This is a genomic window from Paenibacillus sp. J22P218 (genome assembly GCF_056269195.1).
In genome coordinates, this window is sequence record NZ_JBWDNL010000002.1 from 754,591 (window position 1) to 777,695 (window position 23,105).

The 23,105-nt window shown below is 49.5% G+C and carries 28 protein-coding genes; 26 read left to right on the forward strand and 2 right to left on the reverse strand.

What is annotated here, in order from left to right; genetic code table 11:
* Window positions 1-88 precede the first annotated feature (88 nt).
* The 26 genes from AC0YN0_RS12215 (at window position 89) to spo0A (ending at window position 22,009) form a co-directional block, all read left to right on the forward strand.
* Window positions 89-355 (forward strand): YqhV family protein, encoded by a 267-nt coding sequence (locus AC0YN0_RS12215; protein WP_337101674.1) that lies wholly within the window; start codon window positions 89-91, stop codon window positions 353-355.
* Window positions 356-447: 92 nt separating this feature from the next.
* Complete coding sequence (gene spoIIIAA / locus AC0YN0_RS12220; RefSeq protein ID WP_475821490.1) at window positions 448-1,485, forward strand: stage III sporulation protein AA; 1,038 nt, start codon at window positions 448-450, stop codon at window positions 1,483-1,485.
* Complete coding sequence (gene spoIIIAB, locus AC0YN0_RS12225; RefSeq protein WP_475821491.1) at window positions 1,482-2,000, forward strand: stage III sporulation protein SpoIIIAB; 519 nt, start codon at window positions 1,482-1,484, stop codon at window positions 1,998-2,000. The genes spoIIIAA and spoIIIAB overlap by 4 nt, the downstream gene beginning before the upstream one ends.
* A 15-nt stretch (window positions 2,001-2,015) precedes the next feature.
* Window positions 2,016-2,219 carry a stage III sporulation protein AC gene (gene spoIIIAC, locus AC0YN0_RS12230; RefSeq protein ID WP_337101677.1) on the forward strand — a complete coding sequence of 68 codons (204 nt, stop codon included), beginning with the start codon at window positions 2,016-2,018 and terminating at the stop codon, window positions 2,217-2,219.
* A 39-nt stretch (window positions 2,220-2,258) separates the two neighbouring features.
* On the forward strand, window positions 2,259-2,654 hold the full coding sequence (gene spoIIIAD, locus AC0YN0_RS12235) for a stage III sporulation protein AD (protein WP_307467306.1): 396 nt from the start codon (window positions 2,259-2,261) through the stop codon (window positions 2,652-2,654).
* Between the two features lie 5 nt (window positions 2,655-2,659).
* Window positions 2,660-3,907, forward strand: a complete 1,248-nt coding sequence (spoIIIAE, locus tag AC0YN0_RS12240; RefSeq protein ID WP_442052220.1) for a stage III sporulation protein AE — start codon at window positions 2,660-2,662, stop codon at window positions 3,905-3,907.
* A gap of 17 nt (window positions 3,908-3,924) precedes the next feature.
* Window positions 3,925-4,665: a stage III sporulation protein AF gene (spoIIIAF, locus tag AC0YN0_RS12245; RefSeq protein WP_475821492.1), complete on the forward strand. Its 741-nt coding sequence runs from the start codon at window positions 3,925-3,927 to the stop codon at window positions 4,663-4,665.
* A 44-nt stretch (window positions 4,666-4,709) separates the two neighbouring features.
* On the forward strand, window positions 4,710-5,342 hold the full coding sequence (gene spoIIIAG / locus AC0YN0_RS12250; protein WP_475821493.1) for a stage III sporulation protein AG: 633 nt from the start codon (window positions 4,710-4,712) through the stop codon (window positions 5,340-5,342).
* 29 nt (window positions 5,343-5,371) lie between these two features.
* Window positions 5,372-5,995 (forward strand): SpoIIIAH-like family protein, encoded by a 624-nt coding sequence (locus tag AC0YN0_RS12255; protein ID WP_475821494.1) that lies wholly within the window; start codon window positions 5,372-5,374, stop codon window positions 5,993-5,995.
* A 250-nt stretch (window positions 5,996-6,245) separates the two neighbouring features.
* The gene (gene accB / locus AC0YN0_RS12260) at window positions 6,246-6,749 is read left to right on the forward strand and encodes an acetyl-CoA carboxylase biotin carboxyl carrier protein (protein WP_442052224.1); all 504 of its coding nucleotides are present in this window, start codon (window positions 6,246-6,248) and stop codon (window positions 6,747-6,749) included.
* A 45-nt stretch (window positions 6,750-6,794) separates the two neighbouring features.
* Window positions 6,795-8,153 carry an acetyl-CoA carboxylase biotin carboxylase subunit gene (accC, locus tag AC0YN0_RS12265; RefSeq protein ID WP_475821495.1) on the forward strand — a complete coding sequence of 453 codons (1,359 nt, stop codon included), beginning with the start codon at window positions 6,795-6,797 and terminating at the stop codon, window positions 8,151-8,153.
* A 231-nt stretch (window positions 8,154-8,384) separates the two neighbouring features.
* Window positions 8,385-8,792 carry an Asp23/Gls24 family envelope stress response protein gene (locus tag AC0YN0_RS12270; protein ID WP_337101684.1) on the forward strand — a complete coding sequence of 136 codons (408 nt, stop codon included), beginning with the start codon at window positions 8,385-8,387 and terminating at the stop codon, window positions 8,790-8,792.
* 99 nt (window positions 8,793-8,891) lie between these two features.
* Entirely contained in the window at window positions 8,892-9,449 is a 558-nt protein-coding gene (gene amaP, locus AC0YN0_RS12275; protein ID WP_442052226.1) for an alkaline shock response membrane anchor protein AmaP, read from the forward strand.
* Window positions 9,450-9,463: 14 nt separating this feature from the next.
* Window positions 9,464-9,697: a DUF2273 domain-containing protein gene (locus tag AC0YN0_RS12280; RefSeq protein ID WP_337101686.1), complete on the forward strand. Its 234-nt coding sequence runs from the start codon at window positions 9,464-9,466 to the stop codon at window positions 9,695-9,697.
* A 133-nt stretch (window positions 9,698-9,830) separates the two neighbouring features.
* The gene (gene nusB, locus AC0YN0_RS12285) at window positions 9,831-10,274 is read left to right on the forward strand and encodes a transcription antitermination factor NusB (RefSeq protein ID WP_442052227.1); all 444 of its coding nucleotides are present in this window, start codon (window positions 9,831-9,833) and stop codon (window positions 10,272-10,274) included.
* Between the two features lie 63 nt (window positions 10,275-10,337).
* A complete protein-coding gene (gene folD, locus AC0YN0_RS12290) occupies window positions 10,338-11,198 on the forward strand; it encodes a bifunctional methylenetetrahydrofolate dehydrogenase/methenyltetrahydrofolate cyclohydrolase FolD (RefSeq protein WP_442052228.1) in 861 nt (286 codons plus the stop codon).
* Between the two features lie 8 nt (window positions 11,199-11,206).
* The gene (xseA, locus tag AC0YN0_RS12295; protein ID WP_475821496.1) at window positions 11,207-12,589 is read left to right on the forward strand and encodes an exodeoxyribonuclease VII large subunit; all 1,383 of its coding nucleotides are present in this window, start codon (window positions 11,207-11,209) and stop codon (window positions 12,587-12,589) included.
* Window positions 12,561-12,815, forward strand: a complete 255-nt coding sequence (xseB, locus tag AC0YN0_RS12300) for an exodeoxyribonuclease VII small subunit (protein ID WP_337101690.1) — start codon at window positions 12,561-12,563, stop codon at window positions 12,813-12,815. Before xseA ends, xseB begins: the two co-directional genes overlap by 29 nt.
* Before the next feature lie 2 nt (window positions 12,816-12,817).
* On the forward strand, window positions 12,818-13,732 hold the full coding sequence (locus tag AC0YN0_RS12305) for a polyprenyl synthetase family protein (RefSeq protein WP_475821497.1): 915 nt from the start codon (window positions 12,818-12,820) through the stop codon (window positions 13,730-13,732).
* 160 nt (window positions 13,733-13,892) lie between these two features.
* Window positions 13,893-15,791 carry a 1-deoxy-D-xylulose-5-phosphate synthase gene (dxs, locus tag AC0YN0_RS12310; protein ID WP_475821498.1) on the forward strand — a complete coding sequence of 633 codons (1,899 nt, stop codon included), beginning with the start codon at window positions 13,893-13,895 and terminating at the stop codon, window positions 15,789-15,791.
* Window positions 15,792-15,799: 8 nt separating this feature from the next.
* Window positions 15,800-16,633, forward strand: coding sequence for a TlyA family RNA methyltransferase (locus AC0YN0_RS12315; RefSeq protein WP_475821499.1), 834 nt, complete (start codon window positions 15,800-15,802; stop codon window positions 16,631-16,633).
* Window positions 16,634-16,837: 204 nt separating this feature from the next.
* Window positions 16,838-17,290: a hypothetical protein gene (locus AC0YN0_RS12320; RefSeq protein WP_475821500.1), complete on the forward strand. Its 453-nt coding sequence runs from the start codon at window positions 16,838-16,840 to the stop codon at window positions 17,288-17,290.
* 23 nt (window positions 17,291-17,313) lie between these two features.
* A complete protein-coding gene (ahrC, locus tag AC0YN0_RS12325; RefSeq protein ID WP_442052235.1) occupies window positions 17,314-17,766 on the forward strand; it encodes a transcriptional regulator AhrC/ArgR in 453 nt (150 codons plus the stop codon).
* A 13-nt stretch (window positions 17,767-17,779) separates the two neighbouring features.
* Window positions 17,780-19,492, forward strand: coding sequence for a DNA repair protein RecN (recN, locus tag AC0YN0_RS12330; RefSeq protein ID WP_475821501.1), 1,713 nt, complete (start codon window positions 17,780-17,782; stop codon window positions 19,490-19,492).
* A 121-nt stretch (window positions 19,493-19,613) separates the two neighbouring features.
* Complete coding sequence (gene spoIVB / locus AC0YN0_RS12335) at window positions 19,614-20,945, forward strand: SpoIVB peptidase (RefSeq protein WP_475821502.1); 1,332 nt, start codon at window positions 19,614-19,616, stop codon at window positions 20,943-20,945.
* A 251-nt stretch (window positions 20,946-21,196) separates the two neighbouring features.
* The gene (gene spo0A, locus AC0YN0_RS12340) at window positions 21,197-22,009 is read left to right on the forward strand and encodes a sporulation transcription factor Spo0A (protein ID WP_442050461.1); all 813 of its coding nucleotides are present in this window, start codon (window positions 21,197-21,199) and stop codon (window positions 22,007-22,009) included.
* Between the two features lie 311 nt (window positions 22,010-22,320).
* On the opposite strand, the gene AC0YN0_RS12345 is transcribed toward spo0A, so the two are convergent.
* Both AC0YN0_RS12345 and AC0YN0_RS12350 read right to left on the reverse strand, forming a co-directional pair.
* Window positions 22,321-22,488, reverse strand: a complete 168-nt coding sequence (locus AC0YN0_RS12345) for a mechanosensitive ion channel protein MscL (RefSeq protein WP_442050460.1) — start codon at window positions 22,486-22,488, stop codon at window positions 22,321-22,323.
* Window positions 22,489-22,705: 217 nt separating this feature from the next.
* Entirely contained in the window at window positions 22,706-23,005 is a 300-nt protein-coding gene (locus tag AC0YN0_RS12350) for a DUF2627 family protein (protein ID WP_337101700.1), read from the reverse strand.
* Window positions 23,006-23,105 lie beyond the last annotated feature (100 nt).

A 23,105-nucleotide genomic window follows, 5' to 3' on the forward strand; every position in this document is an offset into this window, starting at 1 on the left:
TTTGTTAGGCATGTGCCCTGCATGAAATAGAGACAAGCAAGCATAAGCATAGGTAATAGCATCTTATTGGAAAGGAGGCTGATTTCACGTGTTGAACAAAATCGTATTGTCGATGGCGTCGCTTCGGTTAATGTCCGGTACGATCGAGATTTGCGCCGCCCTGCTCATGTTGAAGCTGAACCAAATCGACAAGGCGCTAATCATCAATTCATCGCTCGCTTTTGTCGGACCCGTCATTCTGCTCGCCACGACGACAATCGGACTAATCGGCATGGCAGACAAGCTCTCGCCGGCGAAGTTCACCTGGGTTGCGATTGGCATCATCTGCCTAATGATCGGTATTTTGAAAAAATAATAGATTCTAGCAATCGCGCTAACGAGTCATATTTTCGCCCTATCTGCATACAATTGGAACTACGAGAGGACAAACATCCAGGAGTGATGAGCATGCTGTCGCGAGTCATACATTTGCTGCCGCTTGAATTAAAGTCGTTGCTAGAGCGTCTTCCCGCTCAGGTTAAAGAGCAGCTAGAGGAAATACGAATCCGGGAGGGACGCCCGCTCGAAGTTGGTTTTCGCGGTCAATCCCGCTTTGTTGCAAACGACGGATCGCTCCGGCAATCGACTACGGACGATACGTATAAGTCGAGCAGCGATCTATGCCGAAAGCTGCTTGAGAGAATTACGAACTATTCTTTATATGCAATGGAAGAAGAGCTGCGAAGAGGTTTTATTACCGTTACGGGCGGCCATCGAATTGGACTTGCCGGCAGAACGATTTTGGACGGCGGGACGGTAAGAGGAATTCGGGATATCGGGGCATTCAACATCCGAATCGCAAGAGAAGTACTCGGAGCTTCGACACACTTGTTGCCTAAGCTGCTAGATAAGTCGCGCAAGACGCTGCTGTCGACGCTCATTCTAGCACCGCCGCAGCAAGGCAAGACAACGCTCATCCGCGATATTGCCAGATCGGTCAGCTACGGTTATTGGCAGCAAAGCGATCTGAAGGGCTGGCAAGGGCGCAAGGTTGGCATCGTTGATGAACGTTCAGAGATTGCTGCATGCATGAGGGGCATTCCGACGTTCGACATTGGGCCTCGCACCGACGTCATGGATGCTTGCCCGAAGGCAGAGGGAATGATGATGCTGCTTCGGTCGATGTCTCCCGAGGTTATCATCGCGGATGAGATTGGTCGTCCGGAGGATGGCGAAGCGATTCGGGAGGCGAGTCATGCGGGGGTTAGTGTCGTAGCGACCGCGCACGCGTACGATTTGCAGGATGCGCGCGGAAGGCCGGTGCTTCAGAAGCTTCTTGACGAAGGGACCTTCGCTAATGTCGTTGAACTGAAGCGAACGGCAGATGGAATTATGCATCGCGTCGTAGCTTCGGGCGGCAAGCGGTATGACACCTTTGACCCAGTCGTTTCTTCTTCTCGGCGCGAGGCGAGCACGAGCAGCCGGTTCAGAGCTGGTGAGCCGTGATTAAGCTGCTTGGAGCAGTTCTCATCCTGATCGCGGGCACGATGATCGGTTTCCAGCAGGCCGCTAGATTTGCGGATCGGCCGAAGCAGCTTAGGCAGCTCGCTCATGCGCTGCAACGGTTGGAGACGGAGATAGGCTACGGACATACGCCGCTTCCTGAGGCGCTCGAACGAACGGCGGAAGCCTCGCCAACACCGTTGTCCGAGCTGTTCCGCAGTGCAGCGGGCGGGGTGTGGCAAGGCGATGAGAAATCATTCCGCGAAAGCTGGGAGCAAGCCGTTAACGAGCAATGGCCATACACCTCGATGCGTTCAGGCGAGCAAGCCGTTATGCTGCGTCTTGGCTCAACGCTGGGTATAAGCGACAAAGAGGATCAGATGAAGCATTTGCGGCTAGCTTTATTGCAATTGAAATCGGAAGAGGATGCAGCCAGAGACGATCAAGGTCGCTACGAGAAAATGTGGAAAAGCCTTGGCGTATTGATCGCAGTGCTGATCGTCATATTGATGGTGTAATGGGGTGCCGTACGGATGAACATGGATGTGAGCGCGATTTTCCAAATTGCCGGCATCGGGATCGTCATTGCAATGATCCATTCGGTTCTGAAGCAAATGGGAAAGGAAGATATGGCGCAATGGGTAACGCTCATCGGGTTTGTTGTCGTCTTACTGATGGTTGTAAGACTGTTGAACGACCTTTTTCAAGAAATTAAGACGATATTTCTGTTCCAGTAGACGTCTGCAGCTTGGGCGCAATTCGAGTAGGTGAACGAAGTGGAAATCATTCAAGTCGTCGGCCTCGGCCTGATGTCAACCGTCCTCATTCTTGTCGTACGGGAGCAGAAGCCGATGTTCGCCTTCCTGCTTGCGGCATTTACGGGTTTGTTCATCTTCCTGTATCTGATCGGCAAGATCGACATCGTCATCACGGTGCTTGAGGATCTGGCCAATCGGTCGGGCATTCCGTCCATTTACCTGAAGACGATTTTGAAAATAATCGGGATTGCCTATATTGCCGAGTTCGGAGCACAGATTGTGAGAGATGCAGGGCAGGAAAGCATCGCGTCAAAAATAGAATTCGCCGGCAAGGTATTCATTCTTGTCATGGCCGTACCGATCATAAGCGTCATCGTCGAGACAGTGATCGGCTTACTGCCGGCAGGGAGCTGATGCCTATGCTGACTATATCCAGCACCTTAGATCGGGCCAAGCTGCTGCTCGCCGTGATGGCGGCCGTACTGCTATTCTCATTCGTGCCTTCAGTGTCGGGAGAAGCCGGCATTTATGCCGAAGAGCCTGCCGCAGCCGGGACGAGCCAGTCCGAGCAGTTGACGAACGAATTGGCCGCTGATCAGATCGGCGGGCTCGATACGGACGCGGTAGAGAGTTATTGGAATAAGCTCCGCAGCGAATATGGCGGTTACTTTCCCGAACAGCGTGTGCCGAGCTTCATGGAAATGATTATGCCTGGCGGCGGAGGGCTTAAGCTAACCGATGTGCTGAAGGGCATCATGAAGTACTTCTTGCATGAAGTGCTCTATAATGGGCGGCTGCTCGTCACGATTGTGCTTTTGACGGTGTTCAGCATGGTTCTCGAAACGCTGCAGAACGCTTTCGAACGAAATGCCGTCAGCAAGGTCGCTTACTCCATTACGTACATGGTCATGATTATTATTGCGGTCAACAGCTTTCACGTCGCAATCGGCTATGCGAGGGAAGCGATCGAGAGCATGATTCAATTCATGCTTGCGATGGTGCCGCTGCTTCTGACGCTGCTGGCTTCGATGGGCAATGTCGTGTCGGTGTCGGTGCTTCATCCTCTTATTATTTTCATGATTCACGCAGTCGGCACGCTGATCTACACGGTCGTATTTCCGCTGCTGTTCTTCTCGGCCGTGCTCCATATTACGAGCGCCTTAACCGACAAGTTCAAGGTGACGCAGCTTGCGAATTTGCTTCGCAACGTAAGCGTTGGCGTACTTGGAGCGATGCTCACCATCTTCCTTGGCGTCATATCCGTACAGGGCGCAACCGGGGCGGTGACGGACGGCGTTACGCTCAGGACTGCCAAATTCGTGGCCGGCAATTTCGTTCCCGTCGTCGGTCCAATGTTCTCGGGTGCTGCTGATACCGTCATTTCGGCTTCAATGCTGGCGAAGAATGCAATCGGATTAGCCGGGGTTATTATCCTGTTATTCATCAGCTCATTCCCGGCGATCAAAATAATGACGCTTGCGCTCATCTACAATTTGGCCGGAGCGATCATGCAGCCGCTTGGCGATTCGCCTATCGTAACCTGCCTGCAGACGATTGGGAAAACGATGATCTATGTGTTCGCAGCGCTTGCGGCCGTGAGTCTGATGTTTTTCCTGGCGGTGACGATTATCCTGACAGCCGGCAACGCCGCAATGATGGTCAGATAGGAGGGAGCGAGTAGGCGATGGTTGCTTGGCTTAGCGATTGGCTTAGAGACATCATAGCGGTCATCCTAATCGCCGTTTTCGTTGAACTGCTGTTGCCAAACAAAGCGATGCTGCGGTATGTGCGGCTCGTTGTCGGACTTTTTATTTTGCTGACGATTATGTCTCCGATTATGAAGTTGCTGCAGACCGATATGAACTCGATGCTGGACGAAGGGCTCTCTGCTTGGACGCAATCAGCAGCCGAACAAAGCTTGAACATGCAGGGGATGAACGAGATTAATCAGAATGCGCAGAAGCTTACCGAGAAACGTGATCAAGAAGCGGCCAAGCTGACCGAAATCACGTTGGAAAAAACGATAAAGAGTGAACTGGTGAAGCAGTTGAATGCCCCTATATCGGAAGTTGACGCGGAACTGAGTTGGGTCTCGGATGCAGGTGTTCGGACGCCTCGTCTGGACAAAGTAACAGTTTCCTTAGAGGCTGCAACAAAAGAGAAAGACGGCGCGAAGGCAGGAGATGAGGATTCGAACTCTGTCAAGGAGGTGCAGGCGATTGCGATAGACATCCATATAGATAACGAAATTGGAGCTGACGGGGAGAAGGACGATCATTCGGCACCGGCCACGGATTTTTCGGAGGACGAAGGCTGGACATCGGCTGCTCCCGCCGAGGAGCAAGCGATACGAGGCTTGCTGGCGGAAGGCTGGGGAATAGCGGCTAAAGCAATTGTCGTAAGACAACAAGTTAATGAGCAGTAATATTGACCCCCTGGACATAGAAGCGAATGAGGAGGAACAGCGCGGTGGCCAAATGGCTGGAAGGCATAGAATCGGCGGTCGGCGGCGGCCCAAGCGGCCCGAAGCGAGTGAAGACGCTGCGAATATTGCTGATCGTCGGCGGAATTGGAGCGGCGCTGATGATCTTGAATTCATTTCTGACGTTTAACAGGGTCGATCCGCAAACGGCGGATGCGAATCCGCCGCCTCAAGAAGAAGCAGCTTGGAGCAACGGTGCCTCGTCGTTCGATTCCAAATTTGGCGCTATCGAGCAGCCGCTTGAGATGCGGCTCAAAGATATTTTGGAGAAAATCGTCGGGGTGGGTACGGTTAATGTGCTCGTAACGGTCGATGCAACCGAAGAGATTGTCGTCGAACATAACGAGCAGGAATCGCAGCAAATCCAAGATGAGAACGATAAGAACGGCGGACGAAGACATATTACTTCCATCAATAAGGAAGGGCAAGTCGTTCTCTACGAGGTATCCGGCGACCAGAAGCCGATCATTACGAAGACGATTAACCCGCGCATTCGCGGCATTCTCATCGTAGCTGAGGGTGCGGAGAATGAGACGGTGAGGAAGCTCATCATTCATGCCGTAGAAAAAGGCGTGAGCGTGTCCGTTAACCGCATATCTGTAGTGCCTAGCAAGCGTTAAAAAATTGATCAGTTGGGGAGGGTGTTCTCATGAACACAAAAAGACAAACGGTGTGGCTCGTTTCGATGTTAAGCTTAATGGTGGTATTGTCGGCGTATTATTTATTCACACAGGACGTTGAATCGCCTGATCTCGTAACGGACAACACGCAAACGGAGCAAGGCGGCAAAAACGCAACTGAGGTATCGACAGACGGAAACGAACTTGTCATTGACGATGTGCAGCAGCCTTCAGAGGACTCGCTGTTAACGGATGCGGAGAAGGCAGCTCTTGAGCAAGTGGAGGCGCAAGGCTATACGGATGGCGGCATCTTCAGTGAGCTGGCTGCCAAACAAGATCAACAGAAGGTAGAGGAGACAGACAAGGCGCTTGCCGCAGTAGGCAACGTGCTCACGAACCCGGACGAAGGCCAAGAAGCTGCGGGCCAGCTGGAGAGCGTGGAGGCGAAATACGCGAAGATTTCTGAGCTGCAGGAAGAACTGCAGAAACAATACGAAATGGTCGTCATCGATGAGGAGAACGATAAGTATAACGTTGTCGTATCGAGCGAGAAGCTGGAGCGCAGCGAAGCGGCTGCCATCATGGAGCTTGTCATGACGAAGCTGGAACTGAAGGCCGACCAAATCTCGGTACAATACGAGCCGCAGGCATAACTGCATAAGCGATTGAAATGATGTTAGCCCCGCGCTTCGAACGGCCAATGTGCCGTCGGAGAACGGGGCTTTTCTCGCTTGTAGGATCGCAGGATGAAGGCTTGTCAGAAAAAATGATTCGTGTTCAGGACGGTTTATGATATAATGTTTAACGTTATGTGAACATTGGGAACGTGTGGCAACAATAAGCCGTAGTGGCTGGCGAAATCTCGCTGCTTGCTACCCGCAAACTTAAGGAGTGAATCTATTCATGTTCAAATTGAGCGAGATTAAAGAATTGATCAAACTGGTTGATCAAACTTCCGTTCATGAGCTGGAAATTGAAAACGAAGGGGCGCGCCTGCTTATCCGCAAGCCTGGCAAAACAGAAGTGGTGAATGTGCAAGCGGCTCCAAGCACGTATACATATGCGCAATTGCCGCCGCAAGGCATTCAGCAGTCTGCTGTTCAAGCCGCAGCTCCGGCAGCTGTTCCAGCACAGGAAGCAGCGCCAAGCAAACCGCAAACAGACAACCTGCACAAGATCGTGTCGCCAATGGTCGGTACGTTCTACAGCTCCCCGTCCCCGGATGCAGCCGCATTCGTGAGCGTTGGAGACCGCGTACAGGATAAGAGCATCGTCTGCATCATCGAAGCGATGAAGCTGATGAATGAGCTTGAAGCAGAAGTGAAGGGCGAGATCGTAGAAGTACTCGTAACGAACGGTCAGCTTGTCGAGTACGGACAACCGCTGTTCCTCGTTAAGCCGGAGTAAGCTGTAATACCTTATAGGGAAACTGTTGTTGAAAGGGGTTCCTTTGTGAAATTCCAAAAAATATTAATTGCAAATCGCGGTGAAATCGCCGTTCGAATCATTCGGGCTTGCAGAGAGCTCGGAATAAGCACGGTTGCCGTCTATTCGGAAGCGGATCGCGATTCGCTTCACGTTCGTTTGGCTGACGAAGCATATTGCATCGGGCCGACAGCGTCGAAGGACAGCTACTTGAACCTAACGAATATTATGAGCGTGGCAACCATTACGGAATGTGATGCGATTCACCCGGGTTACGGCTTCTTGGCTGAAAACGCCGACTTCGCCGAAATCTGCGAATCATGCAACATCACGTTCATCGGACCTTCTCCGCAGGCTATTAGCAAGATGGGCGATAAAGCGGTTGCCAAGCTGACAATGAAAACGGCTGATGTGCCGATTATTCCTGGCTCGGACGGCTTGATCGAGAACATGGATGAAGCGATTACGATCGCGCGTGAAATCGGTTATCCGGTAATCATCAAAGCGACGGCCGGCGGCGGAGGCAAAGGCATCCGTATTGCGGACAACGAGGAATCGCTTATCCAGCAAATTACGACTGCCCAGCAAGAAGCACAGAAAGCGTTCGGCAATGCCGGCGTATATTTAGAAAAATATTTGACGGGTATGAAGCACGTTGAGATTCAGATTATGGCGGATAAGCACGGCAATGCCGTTCACTTGTTCGAGCGTGATTGCTCCGTGCAGCGCAGACGTCAGAAGCTCGTAGAAGAAGCGCCTTGCTCAGTGCTCTCGGAAGGCTTGCGCGAGAGGATGGGGATGGCCGCTGTTCGCGCCGCGCTAGCCGTTAATTATTCCGGTGCAGGCACGCTCGAATTCCTGCTTGGTCCAGACGGCAACTTCTACTTCATGGAGATGAACACACGTATCCAGGTTGAGCATCCCGTTACGGAAATGATCACGAACGTTGATCTTATTAAGGAAATGATCTCGGTTGCAGAGGGCAATCCGCTCAGCTTCAGCCAAGAGGATCTGCATATCAACGGCTGGTCGATCGAGTGCCGTATCAATGCGGAAGATTCCGAACGGAACTTCATGCCGTCGCCGGGCAACATCCCGTTTTATCTGCCTCCAGGCGGAGCGGGCGTTCGGATTGACAGCGCCGTATATCCTGGCTACACGATTTCGCCGCATTATGATTCTATGATTGCGAAGCTGATCGTATGGGGATCGACGCGTGAAGAAGCGATTGCGAGAATGAAACGGGCATTATCCGAGTTTGCCATTGACGGCATTCGCACGACGATACCGTTCCATTTGAAGCTGCTGAATCATCCGAAGTTTGTCAAAGGCGATTTTGATATCAAGTTCCTTGAAGAGCATGATATTAATTCCCCGGAGGCCTAAACTTTTCTAAAAATATAAGACTTTATAAGTTTTATACTTATACTAAGCTTATATTTTTCCGGAATGAAACGCGTCTGCCTCCAGAGGACGGTGCTAACCGTTTCACCTTACTTGTGAACAAGTCGTTACGTTTGTCATAAAACGTAGCGAATGTTATAGTATAGAAATAAGATGCGGTCAAATGCTCGGCTTTACCGGGTACGCGCAACTTTAGGGAGGTGTACAACCATCATGAGTATTATTGCTGCTGAATATGAGAAAACGGATATTGGCACGATTCAAATTGCACCAGAGGTTATTGAGGTTGTTGCAGGACTTGCGACGATTGAGGTTGAAGGCGTTGCGGGAATGAGCGGTGGATTGGCAGGCGGTATCGCCGAATTGCTTGGCCGCAAAAACTTGTCCAAAGGTGTAAAGGTTGAAGTTGGCCAGCGCGAGGCAGCTGTTGATGTGTCCATTATTGTTGAATACGGCAATCGTATTCCAGAGATCGCTTCGGAAATTCAACGTAATGTGAAGCGTTCGATCGAGATGATGACAGGACTGCACGTCGTTGAAGTGAACGTACATATTCACGATGTACATTTCAAACAGGCGGAAAAACCGGTAGAAGAAGATCAGCAACAACGCGTAAAATAGTTATTTTTTTAATTGAATTCCGTACAACCCCCTCGTGTATGGGCATGCCGCTCGGCGCAAGGGGGTTTTCATTCGGTTTGGCGGGAGGAGTCGGTGCGCATGGTCAAAGTCATGGACAAGCTGTTTCTATTTCTGTACAGCATCGTGGTTGGATTAATTTCCGTCATCCTGCTGTGCGTTGGATTCGGCGCTGTAACAAGAGATTCAATGAACGATTTCATTTCCGATCTATACCGTTACGATTCGCTTCAAATTACAACGGCAGTACTCGGAATCGTTTTATTCGTATTAAGCTTGCGATTTTTTGTCGTATCGGTTAAACGAGGCTCTGCGCTACCTCCATCTATTGATCAACGTACGGAGTTTGGCGATATTCGCATCTCGCTCGAAACGATTGAGAATCTGTCGCTTAAGGCTGCATCGCGTCATCGCGGGGTGAAGGATTTGCGCTCCCGCATACGTGCGACTGATGCAGGTCTTGACATTGTTCTAAGAGCAGTCGTCGACGGGGAAAGCTCGATTCCGACATTAACGGAAGACATACAACGTTCCGTTAAGGAGCATATTGAAGAAATAGCCGGTATCCCGGTTATGAATGTGGCTGTATATGTCGCTAATGTCATTCAATCCGGCACGTTCAAGAGTCGCGTGGAATAGAGGTGGGCTTCCAAGTGGTATGGAAACAATTGTGGGCAGCCTATTGGAAACGGATAATCGGCGCGGCAACAGGATTGTTATTGGGCATTATATATTTAATAAGCGGCTTCTGGGATATGCTCGTTGTCGGGTTTCTCGTATCGATCGGATATTGGATTGGCAAGCACAAAGAATCAAGCGATGGACCTTTATTGCCTTGGCAGAAGCTTTGGGATTCGCTACTTGACAGATTCCGGCCGTACAGATGATCCTGTGGTCTCCTCCTTACTCCGCAAACCGGACCAATGCTCGTTTACGGGCAGGGAGGAGATCATAGGTTTTTTCGATTCTAGATAGTCATGTTAGAAATTAAATCGGCATTTAAGCTGCCGCGGAGGTCATATGAAACGAAGATTAGCAAGAGAGTTAGCAGTGTCCAGCCTATATCAACTGGAAATGAATGAAGTAACAGCCTCAGAGGCTATTGACATGCTGATGGACGAGCTGCGTCAAGAAAATGAGATCGGCGCAAATCCGTCTGAAGTGGGAAGCACCGATGAATTCGTCCGCGAGCTTGTATTTGGCGTCGTTGAACGGAAGCAGGCAATCGACGGCATGCTGCAGCAATTTTTGACGGGATGGCAAGTGGACAGGCTGTCACGTGTTGATCGTCAGGTGCTGCGCGTAGCCTGCTACGAAATGGTATTCCGCGACGATGTGCCTCCTAAAGCGGCTATCAACGAAGCGATTGAGCTGGCGAAGCACTTTGGTACGGAAGAATCGGGCAAGTTCGTCAATGGCGTGCTCGGCAAGCTTCTATCGGAACTGGACGAGCTTAAGTCTTAAATACCTGACAACAGATTAACGAATGATTGAGTACTCTAATGACATTTGAAGGGGACGAATGCAATGAGCGCACATATTATTGAAGGCAAAAAAATATCGGATCTTATCCGTTCGGAAATGGTCGTAGAAGCGGCTGCCCTTAAGGAAAAAGGTATCGTTCCTGGGTTAGCTGTTGTTTTGGTTGGAGAAGATCCAGCTTCGAAAGTATATGTCGGTTCGAAGGAGAAAGCTTGTCAGCAGCTCGGGTTTTATTCCGAGGTTCATCGCCTGCCTGCAGATACGAGCGAAGCTGATCTGCTTGCGTTAATCGACAAGCTGAACAATCAGGAGTCGATTAACGGCATTCTCGTGCAGCTTCCGCTGCCGAAGCATATTAACGAGAAGGCTGTAATTGATTCGATACGCGTCGATAAAGACGTTGACGGCTTCCATCCCGAGAGCGTAGGCAATCTCGTAATCGGCGATGATAGCCTGCTTCCATGTACGCCTGCTGGCGTTATCGAGCTTATTAAGCGCAGCGGCGTCGATATTGCGGGCAAGCATGCCGTTGTCATCGGTCGAAGCAATATCGTAGGCAAGCCGGTAGCGATGCTTCTTCTTCGCGAGAATGCAACCGTTACGGTATGCCATTCGAAAACAGCGAACATGGAAGAGCTGGCGAAGCAAGCGGACATTTTGGTTGTGGCCATCGGCAAAGCGAAGGCAATCGACAGCAAGTTTGTTAAACCGGGCGCCATTGTTATTGATGTCGGCATTAACCGCTTGGCTGACGGCAAGCTAGCTGGCGATGTTGATTATGATGATTGCTTGGAGACTGCGGGATACATAACGCCGGTTCCCGGCGGAGTAGGCCCTATGACGATTACGATGCTCATGCAAAATACGATTACTTCAGCTAAGCGAGCTAATGGAATCGGGGAGTGACCAGAACAGTGGCGAATCAGCCTCGTGTCTACTCTGTCAAAGAATTAAATCGTTATATCCGGATGAAAATGGATTCAGATACGCTGTTAAGCGATGTATGGCTTAGAGGCGAAATATCGAATTTCACGCATCATTCCAGCGGTCATATGTACTTCACGCTTAAGGATAGCGACAGCAGACTTAAGTCTGTCATGTTCGCTTCGCATAATCAGCGTCTGCCGTTCATTCCTCGCGAAGGCTCGAAGGTGTTAGCACGAGGCAATGTATCCGTCTACGAGCGGGACGGCAACTATCAATTTTACGTCACTGCGATGCAGCCAGACGGCATCGGCAGCCTATATCTCGCTTACGAGCAGTTGAAAGCGAAGCTGGAAGGGGAAGGCTTGTTCGCGGAATCGCGCAAACGGGCACTTCCTTTCCTGCCGCGTGCGATAGGCGTCATTACATCGCCTACCGGGGCTGCTGTACGCGATATTATCACAACGCTGGAACGAAGGTTTCCTTCTATTCCGGTATACATATACCCAGTTCTTGTTCAAGGAACGCAGGCAGCGCCTTCAATTGTGAAAGCGATAGAAGCAATGAATCGTTTCGGCGAGACGGACGTATTAATTATTGGCCGCGGCGGCGGGTCGTTAGAGGAGCTGTGGGCGTTCAATGAAGAGAGCGTTGCCCGCAGCATTGCCGCTTCTCGAATCCCCGTCATAAGTGCAGTCGGACATGAGACGGATTTCACGATAGCCGACTTTGTTGCCGACCTGCGAGCTGCGACGCCTACTGCAGCGGCTGAACTGGCTGTGCCTCATGTGGCAGAGCTGAAGCAGCAGTTACTTCGTAAGCAGCAGCGTATGGAACAAGCGTTGCGTTATGCTTTGCAGGATCGAAGAGAGAGATTGGCGCGAGCGAGGCGTTCTCCTTTTTTTGTTCATCCTAAGAAATATATGTTGGATCAAGCACAGCGGCTGGATCGTCTGCGGGAACGGCTTGAATCTCGAATGAAGCGCATCGCGGATCGAGGTTATACGCGACTTGCGAGGCAACAGACAGCCCTTGCAGCACACCATCCTGGCGAACGGGTTGCATTCGCGGCTAAACAGCTGCAGAGCACCTCCAAAGGGCTGGAACAAGCGATGGCGGCTTATGTGAAAGACAACAAGATGCAGCTATATAATATGATGAAGCAATTGGATGCTTTAAGTCCCCTCAAAGTGATGTCGAGAGGCTATAGCCTCGTTTATGACGAGAAGGAACGGAAGCTGATCAAATCGATAAGCGAAGTGGAGACAGGGGCTTTGATTAAAGTAAAGCTAGCTGACGGCCAATTGGACTGTGAGGTTAGGTCAACGGAAGGAGAACGAAGCGGTGAAAGCAGCGAAAAACGAGGAAATTAGCTTCGAACAGGCGATGGAACGGCTGGAATCAATCGTAGCTAAGCTTGAGAATGGCGATGTTCCGTTAGAAGCGGCTATTGAGCTGTTTCAAGAAGGGATGAAGCTGTCGCAGTTATGCGGCGGCAAGCTTGAACAGGTCGAAAGCAAGATCGAACTGCTAATGGAGTCGGAGCAGGGCTTTCAGAAAAAATCGTTTGCGCCTTCAAACGACGATAAAGGAGAATAAGCTTGAGTCAGAGAGACGGAATTAAAGCCTATTTGGCACAATGCGCTTCTGAGACGGAAGCAGCCCTTACGCATTCGCTTCCCGCGCAGTGGGATGTGCCGCAGAAGCTTCGCGATGCCATGCAATATTCGCTGGAAGCGGGCGGCAAACGACTTCGTCCGGCACTCGTACTCGCTGCGGCGGAAGCTGCTGGCGGCGAGGGAACGAAGCGTGAGCAGACGATGCCCGTTGCAAGCGCGATCGAATTTATTCATACGTATTCGCTCATTCACGATGATCTGCCGGCGATGGATAATGATGACTTCCGCCGCGGCAAGCCGACGAACCACAAAGTGTTCGGAGAAGCGATGGCGATTCTTGCCGGCGATGCGCTTCTGACCCATGCTTTCTATTTGGTTACGCAAGCGGCGAATGAAGGCGGACTATCTGCCGATATTGCGCTTGCAATCGTTGGAGACTTGGCGAGACTTGCCGGCGCGCCAGGCATGGTCGGGGGTCAAGTAGCCGATATGCTTGGAGAGCAAGGGATTACGTCAATAAGTGAGCTTGAGTATATTCACCTTCATAAGACGAGCGATTTGATCGTATTCTGTGTTACGGCGGGCGGGCGAATCGGCGGTGCTACGCCGAAGCAGCTTGAGCTTCTATCGGTTTATGGCCGGAACATCGGATTGGCCTTCCAAATTCAAGACGATATTCTTGATTTGATTGGCGACGAAAAGAAGCTTGGCAAGAAAACGAACAGCGATGTAGCGCAGAACAAGGTAACCTATCCGTTTCTAATCGGAATGGAAGAGAGCAAGGCGCAAGTCGAGCGACTCACGCAAGCAGCGAAGTCAGCGATACTTGAAGCGGAGTTTGCTTTACCGGATCGATTGCTCGAAATAGCCGATTATCTTGTGCAGCGCGATCATTAATCGCGGGTTCTAGTATTGTTAGTATTGGGAAATACGTTTACTGTATGTTAAACTGTACAGTATACGCATCGAACGGGGCTCCCATTCGAGCTTGCTAGTATTCAGATGTAGACGTTCATGGGACAGTAACTCTGCTGTCCGCGAAAGCGAGGAAAGTAAATTGCTGCTTGACCATATTAACGGGCCTCAAGATTTGAAAGCTTTGTCAGTGTCGCAGCTTAATGAGCTGGCGAGCGATATACGGCAATTTCTAATTGAGAAGCTATCCGTTACGGGTGGTCATCTCGCTCCCAATTTGGGAGTCGTTGAACTGACCCTTGCCATGCATTATTTATTTAATAGTCCAGAAGATAAGTTTATTTACGATGTCGGACATCAATCCTATGTGCACAAAATATTGACCGGACGCAAAGATCAATTCGATACGCTGCGGAAGTACAAGGGCTTGTGCGGATTCGTAAAGCGCGCGGAGAGCGAGCACGACGTATGGGAAGCCGGTCATAGCAGCACGTCATTGTCAGCTGCAATGGGTATGGCGCTTGCCCGCGATCTGAAGGGCGAGGACAACCGCGTCGTTGCCGTTATCGGCGATGGAGCCTTAACCGGCGGCATGGCGCTAGAGGCGCTTAACCATATCGGACATGAGAAGAAAAAAATGATCGTTATTTTGAATGATAACGAGATGTCAATTGCGCCGAACGTCGGGGCACTTCATCACTACTTGGGCAAAATCCGCACGGATCGGCATTACCAGAAAGCTAAGGATGAGCTTCAACAGCTGCTTAACAAAATTCCTGCAATCGGCGGGAAACTGGCTAAGACAGCGGAGCGATTCAAGGACAGCTTGAAATATTTGCTCGTTAGCGGTATTTTGTTCGAGCAATTCGGATTAACCTATTTGGGTCCTGTCGACGGTCATGACATGGAACAGATGCTTGATATACTGCGTCAAGCAGATAATATCCAAGGTCCCGTGCTTGTTCATGTGCTTACCGTGAAAGGCAAAGGCTACTCTCCTGCGGAAGCCGATTCGTTCAAATGGCATGGTATTACGCCTTATAAGATTGAATCGGGTCAAGTGATGAAGGCGGTTGGACCTCCGGTCTATACGGATGTGTTCAGCGATATGATTATTGAGCTTGCCGAGAAGGATGAGCGAATTGTTGCCGTTACACCGGCTATGCCAGGCGGTTCGGGTCTATTGCGCTTTGCAAGTCAATTCCCGACACGTATGATTGATGTCGGTATTGCCGAGCAGCACGCAGCTACGATGTGCGCAGCAATAGCTATGGAAGGTCTTAAGCCGGTATATGCTGTCTATTCGACGTTTTTACAGCGGGCATACGATCAGGTCGTTCATGATATTTGCCGCCAAAATCTAAACGTTATTTTTGCGATTGACCGTGCCGGCTTCGTAGGCCCGGATGGGGAAACGCATCATGGCGTATACGACATTGCGTTCCTAAGGCATGTGCCGAATTTGGTGCTTATGATGCCTAAGGATGAGAATGAGCTTAGACGTATGCTTGTAACTGCAGTTGAGTATAATGAAGGGCCGATAGCTGTGCGCTATCCTCGCATTAATGGCGTAGGCGTTCCGCTTGATCCCAATCCTCAGCCGCTTGAGATCGGCAAGTGGGAGACGGTAAGAGAAGGCGATTCAGGCGTCATTATAGCGCTGGGACCGATGATTCAAGTAGCTGAAGAAGCTGCTGAATTGTTGAAGCGCGAAGGCCATAACATACAGATTGTGAATGCTCGCTTCATTAAGCCTCTCGACGAGCAGATGCTGTTGAATCTTGCTGCCGAAGGCAAGCAAATGATCGTGCTGGAGGAAGGCTCAGAGATGGGCGGACTAGGTAGCGCCGTGCTCGAATTCTATTCCCTGAATGGCAAGTATGGCTTGCCAATCCGAATTATCGGTGTGCCTGACCGCTTTATCGAGCATGGTTCCATCAAGGAGCAGCGTCAGGAAGTTGGACTTACGGCTGAGCGCGTTGCTACGGAGTTCAAAGAAATGATGCCGCGTCGCATCAAGCGTGTAACAGGAAAGCATTAAGGAGAACGATGACAACGATAGCGAAAGAACGTATAGATGTCCTGCTCGTGGAGCGCGGTTTTTTTGAAAGCAGGGAGAAGGCCAAAGCAGCGTTAATGGCTGGGCTCGTGCTCGTTAACGACGAGCCAATCGATAAGAGCGGCATGAAAGTGGCCCGCGATGCAGACATTAAGGTGAAAGGGGCTATTCACCCTTATGTAAGTCGCGGAGGCTTGAAGCTTGAGAAAGCGATCAAAGCGTTCGAAATTGAATTAAACGGCCGCGTTATGCTCGATATAGGTGCTTCTACCGGAGGGTTCACGGATTGCGCACTCCAGAATGGAGTATCTTACGTGTACGCGATTGATGTAGGTTACAATCAGCTAGATTGGTCGCTGCGGCAAGATGAGCGAGTAGGGGTTATGGAAAGAACCAACTTCCGATATATGCAACCGGCAGACTTGGTTGGACCACAGCCATCCTTTGCAACCATAGATGTTTCCTTTATATCGCTAAAGCTTATATTGCCAACGCTAGCGACGCTTCTATCCCCTGGTGCTGGAATTGTCGCCTTAATTAAGCCTCAGTTCGAAGCAGGCAGGGAGAAAGTTGGCAAATCCGGTGTAGTCCGCGAGTCCAGCGTTCATAAGGAAGTCATTCATAACGTATTAAACATGGCAGCAGAACTCGGATATACGCTGCAGAACATTACGTTCTCACCGATTACGGGCGGCGAAGGAAATATCGAATTTCTTGCTTATTGGCTCTGGAGCGGCGAGGCTGGGGCTGTTGTGCCGGCGTCGCTTGACGTGGAGGGTCTTGTAGCGCAAGCGAATTCAACATTCTCCAGCGGCAAAAAATAAAAGCATTCAGGAAGGATGCCGAGCAGATCAGTTCTGCTGGGGCATCTTTTTTTCTTTACAATATGTTCTTTGATTTGATAAACTAAAGACACCAAACAAGCGTTCGCTTTTATTTGAACGTATTTAAGTCTAAGACAGGAATATGGTCCTCTGATATCGAACCTTTATGTTATGGTCGGTATTTATAGCAATGGAGGGCTGCTAATGTCGCAATACGGTGATTGGTTCATCATGCTCTTAGCAGGCAGCTTGCTGCTTATCTGGATGTTCCGAGCTTTCTATAGGTGGCTTCATGCCCCGTCAAGTGTAAGCAGACTCAAGCTCGGCAAGGGCGGAACGCTGTCTCCCAATGATGAGAATATTTTGTTGCTGGAGCGGTTCGGGTACGAGGTTGTGTCAGGCAAGCATTTGATTCCTATTGCCGTTGAATTGGACGGTCAAGAGCTCGGAAGCCGGTTATATATTGATTATGTTGCGGAAATGGACAACAAGACGTATATTGTGAAGTCGGCTCGTGAACGGATGCCGATGGATTGGACAGGCAGCGGCGTTCGTGATCGGCTGCTCGTCTATGCGCTCTTGCTGCCTCAATGCTCAGGCGTGTTGTTTGTGGACGCGAAGGAAAGAATAATACGCAAGATTCATTTTCATATTTAGCCCACTGGGCTTCGGAGGTTTTTATGAAAGGTATTCGCCAATTCAAGATTAAAGATTTAATTACGAACCAAGTTATTGAGACGCAGGACGAGCTCGTTGAAGCGCTGCGCCTATCGGGGCTGCATGTTACACAAGCTACGGTTTCTCGCGATATGAAGGAGCTTATGCTAATTAAGGTGCCTGCCGGCGAAGGAAAGTATAAGTATTCGCTGCCTCAAGAGCTGCAGCGCCAGAATCCGGTTCATAAGCTTAAACGGGCTCTGCTCGATCATTTCGTACATATTGATTTTACGGACAATCTGGTTGTTATGAAATGTCTGCCGGGTACAGCGAATGCAATCGGCGCGCTTCTCGACAACATGGAGTGGCCGGAGGTAATGGGTACGATCTGCGGGGACGATACGATCTTAATTATATGTCGGACGAAGACGCAAAGCGGGGAGCTTGTTGAACAGCTTCTCGCCTTATTGAACTAAGGAGGAATCAGCCATGCTGCGCGAGTTGTCTATTCGGAATTTAGCGGTTATTGAAGAGGTACACGTTACGTTTCATCATGGATTTCATGTGTTGACGGGCGAGACTGGAGCAGGGAAATCGATTCTAATTGATGCGCTCAGTCTGGTCGTCGGCGGACGGGGCTCCGCAGACATGGTTCGATACGGCTGTGACAAGGCCGAGATGGAGGCGATGTTCGACTTGTCTTCCAGCCATCCAGTATGGCGCGTATTAGAGAAGCAAGGTGTGAATGCCTCTTCGGAGGAAATGCTTGTCATCAGGCGCGAACTTACATCGCAAGGTAAGAGCAGCAGCAGAGTGAACGGCCAGCTAGTGACGATGACGATGCTGCGTGAGATCGGCGAGTGTCTTGTCAACATACATGGGCAGCATGAGCATCAATCACTCTTAAGAACCGAACAGCATTTGGAGTGGCTTGACATGTTTGCCGGCGATCTGCTAATTGAACGTAAGCTGCAATACCGCGAAGTGTTCACCCAGCTTCAACAGGCAAGGCACGCATTGAAGGATATCGAGAGCTCGGCTCGGCATAATGTTCAGATGCTTGATCTGTATCGATTCCAAATCGAGGAGATCACGAACGCACAGTTGAAGATTGGCGAGGATGAGTTGTTGTCGGAGCAACGTCGAAAGCTGATGTATGCTGGCAAACGTATGGATGCGGTATCCGAAGCCTATACGCTTCTGTATGGCGGCAAAGGGCTTGATGCGGTAAGTAAGGCAGTTGCGAAGTTAATCGATATTCAGACGTATGATGCAGCCAAGCTTAGTCCGTTGCTTGAGCAATTGCAATCGGCCTTTTATCAGGCGGAGGATGCGGCATTCCAACTAAGGGATTATCGAGACAGCATTGAATCCGATCCCGATCAGTTATCGCATATCGAGGACCGTTTGGATTTAATTAACGGATTGAAGCGCAAATACGGGGAGAGCATCCCTGATATATTGTCGTATCTAGAGAAGACGACTGCCGAACGCGACAAGATCGAGAATAGAGATGAGCTTATCGAGAGCTTGCGCGCTCAAGAAGCGAAGCTGTATGCGCAAGCGTTGGACAATGCCAAGGAGCTTTCGAAGCTGCGTGAGCATGCCTCCATGAAGCTGGCAGAAGCGATTGAGACGGAGCTTAAGCAGTTGCAGATGCCGAATGCCATATTCCGCGTGAAGCTCGAGCCATGCAAGGATGAGTCGAAGGGAGAAAGCGTCATTCGACTGCATGCGAACGGCATGGATGAAGCGATGTTCATGCTCTCGACGAATCCGGGCGAACCGCTTAAGCCGCTTAGCAAGATCGCTTCGGGCGGAGAGATGTCTCGAATTATGCTTGCCTTGAAAACTATCTTCGCGGAGATCGATCAAGTGCCCGTGCTCATTTTTGACGAGGTGGATACAGGGGTTAGCGGCCGCGCTGCGCAAGCGATTGCCGAGAAGCTGTCCCAGCTATCGGGGAAATGCCAGGTATTCTCGATTACTCATTTGCCACAGGTGGCATGTATGGCCGATCATCATTATGAGATCCGCAAGCAAGTGATCGGCGAACGTACGTCTACTTCAGTTTCTGCGTTGCTGGAGAGAGATCGCATTGATGAGCTTGCACGAATGCTTGGCGGAGTGGAAGTAACGGAAAAAACCAGGCATCATGCACAAGAAATGCTTGATTTGGCGCATCGTCAGAAAGGGGCGTAATGGAAGCCAATAAGGGAATGTTTTTGCGGACATAAAACAATCGGGGCAGGGTAACTTAAAGGTACGCCATTGGCGACTTACCTTTTCGTCATGCGATGGAATCACAGGGAGCGTGAAATCATTGAACTCCAATCAACGGAAGCGATGGTTTGGCCTACTTCTCGTTTTCTTCGTTTGCATGCTTGGGCTCTCTGCCCCGTTTCAGCGTTATGCCGCCGTTCCGAATGAGCTTCGGATGTTCGCAGGCCAGATGAAACGATTGCAATATGGAGTTCCGGTACATGCAGAAGTAACCGTCGACCCTCAGATGCTCCAGATTAACGGATCAACAAGCAAGTCCTTGTCAGTCAATCTTAATGAACCAATGTCGCTTCAACCGCATCAAAGCGGTCAAACCCAAGTGAAGATGAAATTATTTGGTAAAATCCCGTTCAAAACTGTAAAGGTCAATGTAGTGCCGGATTTGCGAGTCATACCTGGAGGCCAAACGATTGGCGTCAAGGTGAAGTCAGCTGGAATACTTGTTGTTGGACATCATCAGGTTGAAGGCAAGGATGGAATGAAGCAATCTCCCGGCGAAGCTGCGGGACTAAGATTAGGCGATTTGATCGTTAAGATCAATGGCTCACCGATCAATGAAGTACACAAGGTTGCCGAGCTTACAGATCGTGCAGGGACGGATAACAAGCCGCTCAACGTCGTCTACAAGCGCGGGGGGCAATTGGGTCAAACATCCTTAAATCCGGCTTATGATGCCGAGGATAAGGTATGGCGTCTTGGCCTGTACATCCGCGACTCAGCGGCAGGTGTTGGCACGTTGACGTTCTATGCCCCTGATCAGGGGGTTTACGGAGCACTCGGGCATGTCATTACCGATATGGATACCCAAACTCCGATTGAAGTAGGCGAAGGTCAAATCCTTCAGTCGAGCGTAACATCCATCAATAAGAGTCAGAATGGCGAGCCTGGTTCAAAGCTTGCGCATTTCGTGAAGGAAGGCAAAATATTAGGCAGCATTGAGCGAAATACGCCATTTGGCATTTTCGGCAAAATGAATGAAACGCCTACCCATAGCTACAGCGAAAGATCGGTGCCTGTAGCGTTTTCCGAAGATGTCAACGAAGGCCCAGCCCAAATATTGACGGTCCTGAATGGTCAGAAGGTAGAACGCTTCAATATCGAAATTACGCATGTATCCAAGCAATCTGGCCCGGCAACGAAAGGCATGGTCATTAAGATTACGGATAAGCGGCTGCTCAATAAGACAGGCGGTATTGTGCAGGGCATGTCAGGCAGTCCGATTATTCAGAACGGCAAGCTTGTCGGAGCAGTTACACATGTATTCGTGAATGATCCTTCTTCCGGTTACGGCTGCTTTATTGAATGGATGCTGCAAGATGCGGGAGTGTTATTGCGTTCTAAGGACACAAGCTGGCTTGGAGAAGCCGCCTAATAAAAACGCTAAAGGTCTGCTGTGATCTAACGATGACAGCAGACCTTCTTCATTTCATAAAATACCGATATTTGTCGAACGATTACGAAAATGCTCGACGAATGTAATAAATTATTTATTATAACGAAATAAGGATAAAAAATAAAGAAAAATAATTTTCGACAGAAGGAATTCACCTCCATATGTCGAAAACTTTAAAGCAGACAACTTGGGAAGGTAATCATGAATATCATTTAAGGGAGGACCAGACCTTGCATAAGATCGAAATATTGTTGGCAGATGACAACCGAGAATTTACTAACCTGTTATCGGAATACATATCCGAACAAAGTGATATGAGTGTGAGCGGAGTTGCTTATAACGGAGAAGAAGTATTGAGACATCTCGAAGAAACGAGAAAGATTCCCGATGTGCTCATACTGGATATTATTATGCCGCATTTGGACGGTCTTGGCGTACTAGAGCGTTTGAAAGAAATGAACCTGTCCCCAATGCCAAAAATAATTATGCTGACGGCTTTTGGACAAGAAAACATTACTCAAAAAGCGGTTCAGCTTGGTGCCTCGTATTATATTTTGAAGCCATTCGATATGGATGTGCTGGCTAACCGCATTCGTCAGCTTGTCGGTAATCCGACGTTCACAACGAACGGCAGCTATGCAACAAGCTCATCATCGATCAAATCGAATGTAGTTCCAATTGCCAAAGGCAAAAATCTCGATGCTAATATTACGAGCATCATACACGAGATTGGCGTTCCTGCGCACATCAAAGGATATCAATACTTGCGTGAAGCGATTACGATGGTGTACAACAACATCGAGATCCTTGGCGCAATTACGAAAACGCTGTATCCGGCAATCGCTGAAAAGTTTAAGACGACGCCATCCCGCGTCGAACGCGCAATCCGTCATGCGATCGAGGTTGCATGGACCCGCGGAAATATTGACAGCATCAGCCATCTGTTTGGCTACACCATTAATATCAGCAAGTCGAAGCCGACGAACTCGGAGTTCATCGCTATGGTTGCGGACAAGCTGCGGATCGAGCACAAGGTATCGTAATCATAAGCAAAAGGTTTATCTCACAAGCACGGTTTCTCTATTGGTTCTTTGCAGCCAGTAGAGAAGCAGTGTTTTTTTATTTGCCGCAATAAAAAAAAGAAGACTTATGCGAGCTAGGAATGACTTGTGCTTTCCTTGCGGAGCAGCGCACGTCAATGCTTCGTCTAAGTCTTCTCATTCGTTTTCGCTTCAATGATTGATGGTTTAAGTAGTTGAGATGAGGGCGATATGAATTGGTGACTGAGGGTATTGGATGGAGCAGCGTTTGAAGTAGGAGTGAACATGCGAATTCATTATTGGACATGTTCGAATTAGTAGATGACTCTGCGGTTTAAATACACATTGCTGCCGTATTTCTCAATAAGGGCCGTTGACTGCGCCTGAACAAAATTATGAATATCTTTGAGTCGCAGGTCGTTAGGCTGAATCGTTTCTTTTACTTTGCCGTCTACTGCTACATCGAATACAATTTTCATCATAAGGATCACCTCTTTCGCAAGTTATGTGATCAGTATAGAACTCAACTATTATATAAAGATAAAAAAAGATGATCGAAATTGTAAGATTTGCACCAATTCGTTAGAAGGGTGTAAACTTTTGCTGATAATCATTCATTAATTGTCTACAAAAAAAGCAGCAGGCTGCAGGAAAGATTACTCTTCCTGCAGCCTGCTGCATCGTTCGAAGAAAACATCATTATTTGTTGGCAGACGGCTTAGGCGGGCGCGGACGCTTCGGTTTGAAGCGGGTTGCGACATAATTCCGCTTGCGATCTCGGAAAAAGGTCCAGCCGCCGATGAAGCCGACACCGATACCGAACATGACGAATCCAAGCAGGAATGAAAGCCAGTGGAAGTCAGGTGTAATGGCATCGTTGCCGAATTGGGAGAAATAATCGAATAATTCGTTTTTCATACGAAGAAATCCGAAGCAGGCAAGCAAGCCTGGTATAACGAGCAAGACAATGGCAATAATGCGGGAAATTAATAATTTCATTGCGTAGAATCTCCTTGAAGATCATAATAGACAGTTGTTACTATCATACCTTTTTCGCAAGTTGCTGTCTAATTCATAATTGGGCGATGTAAAAGGTTTT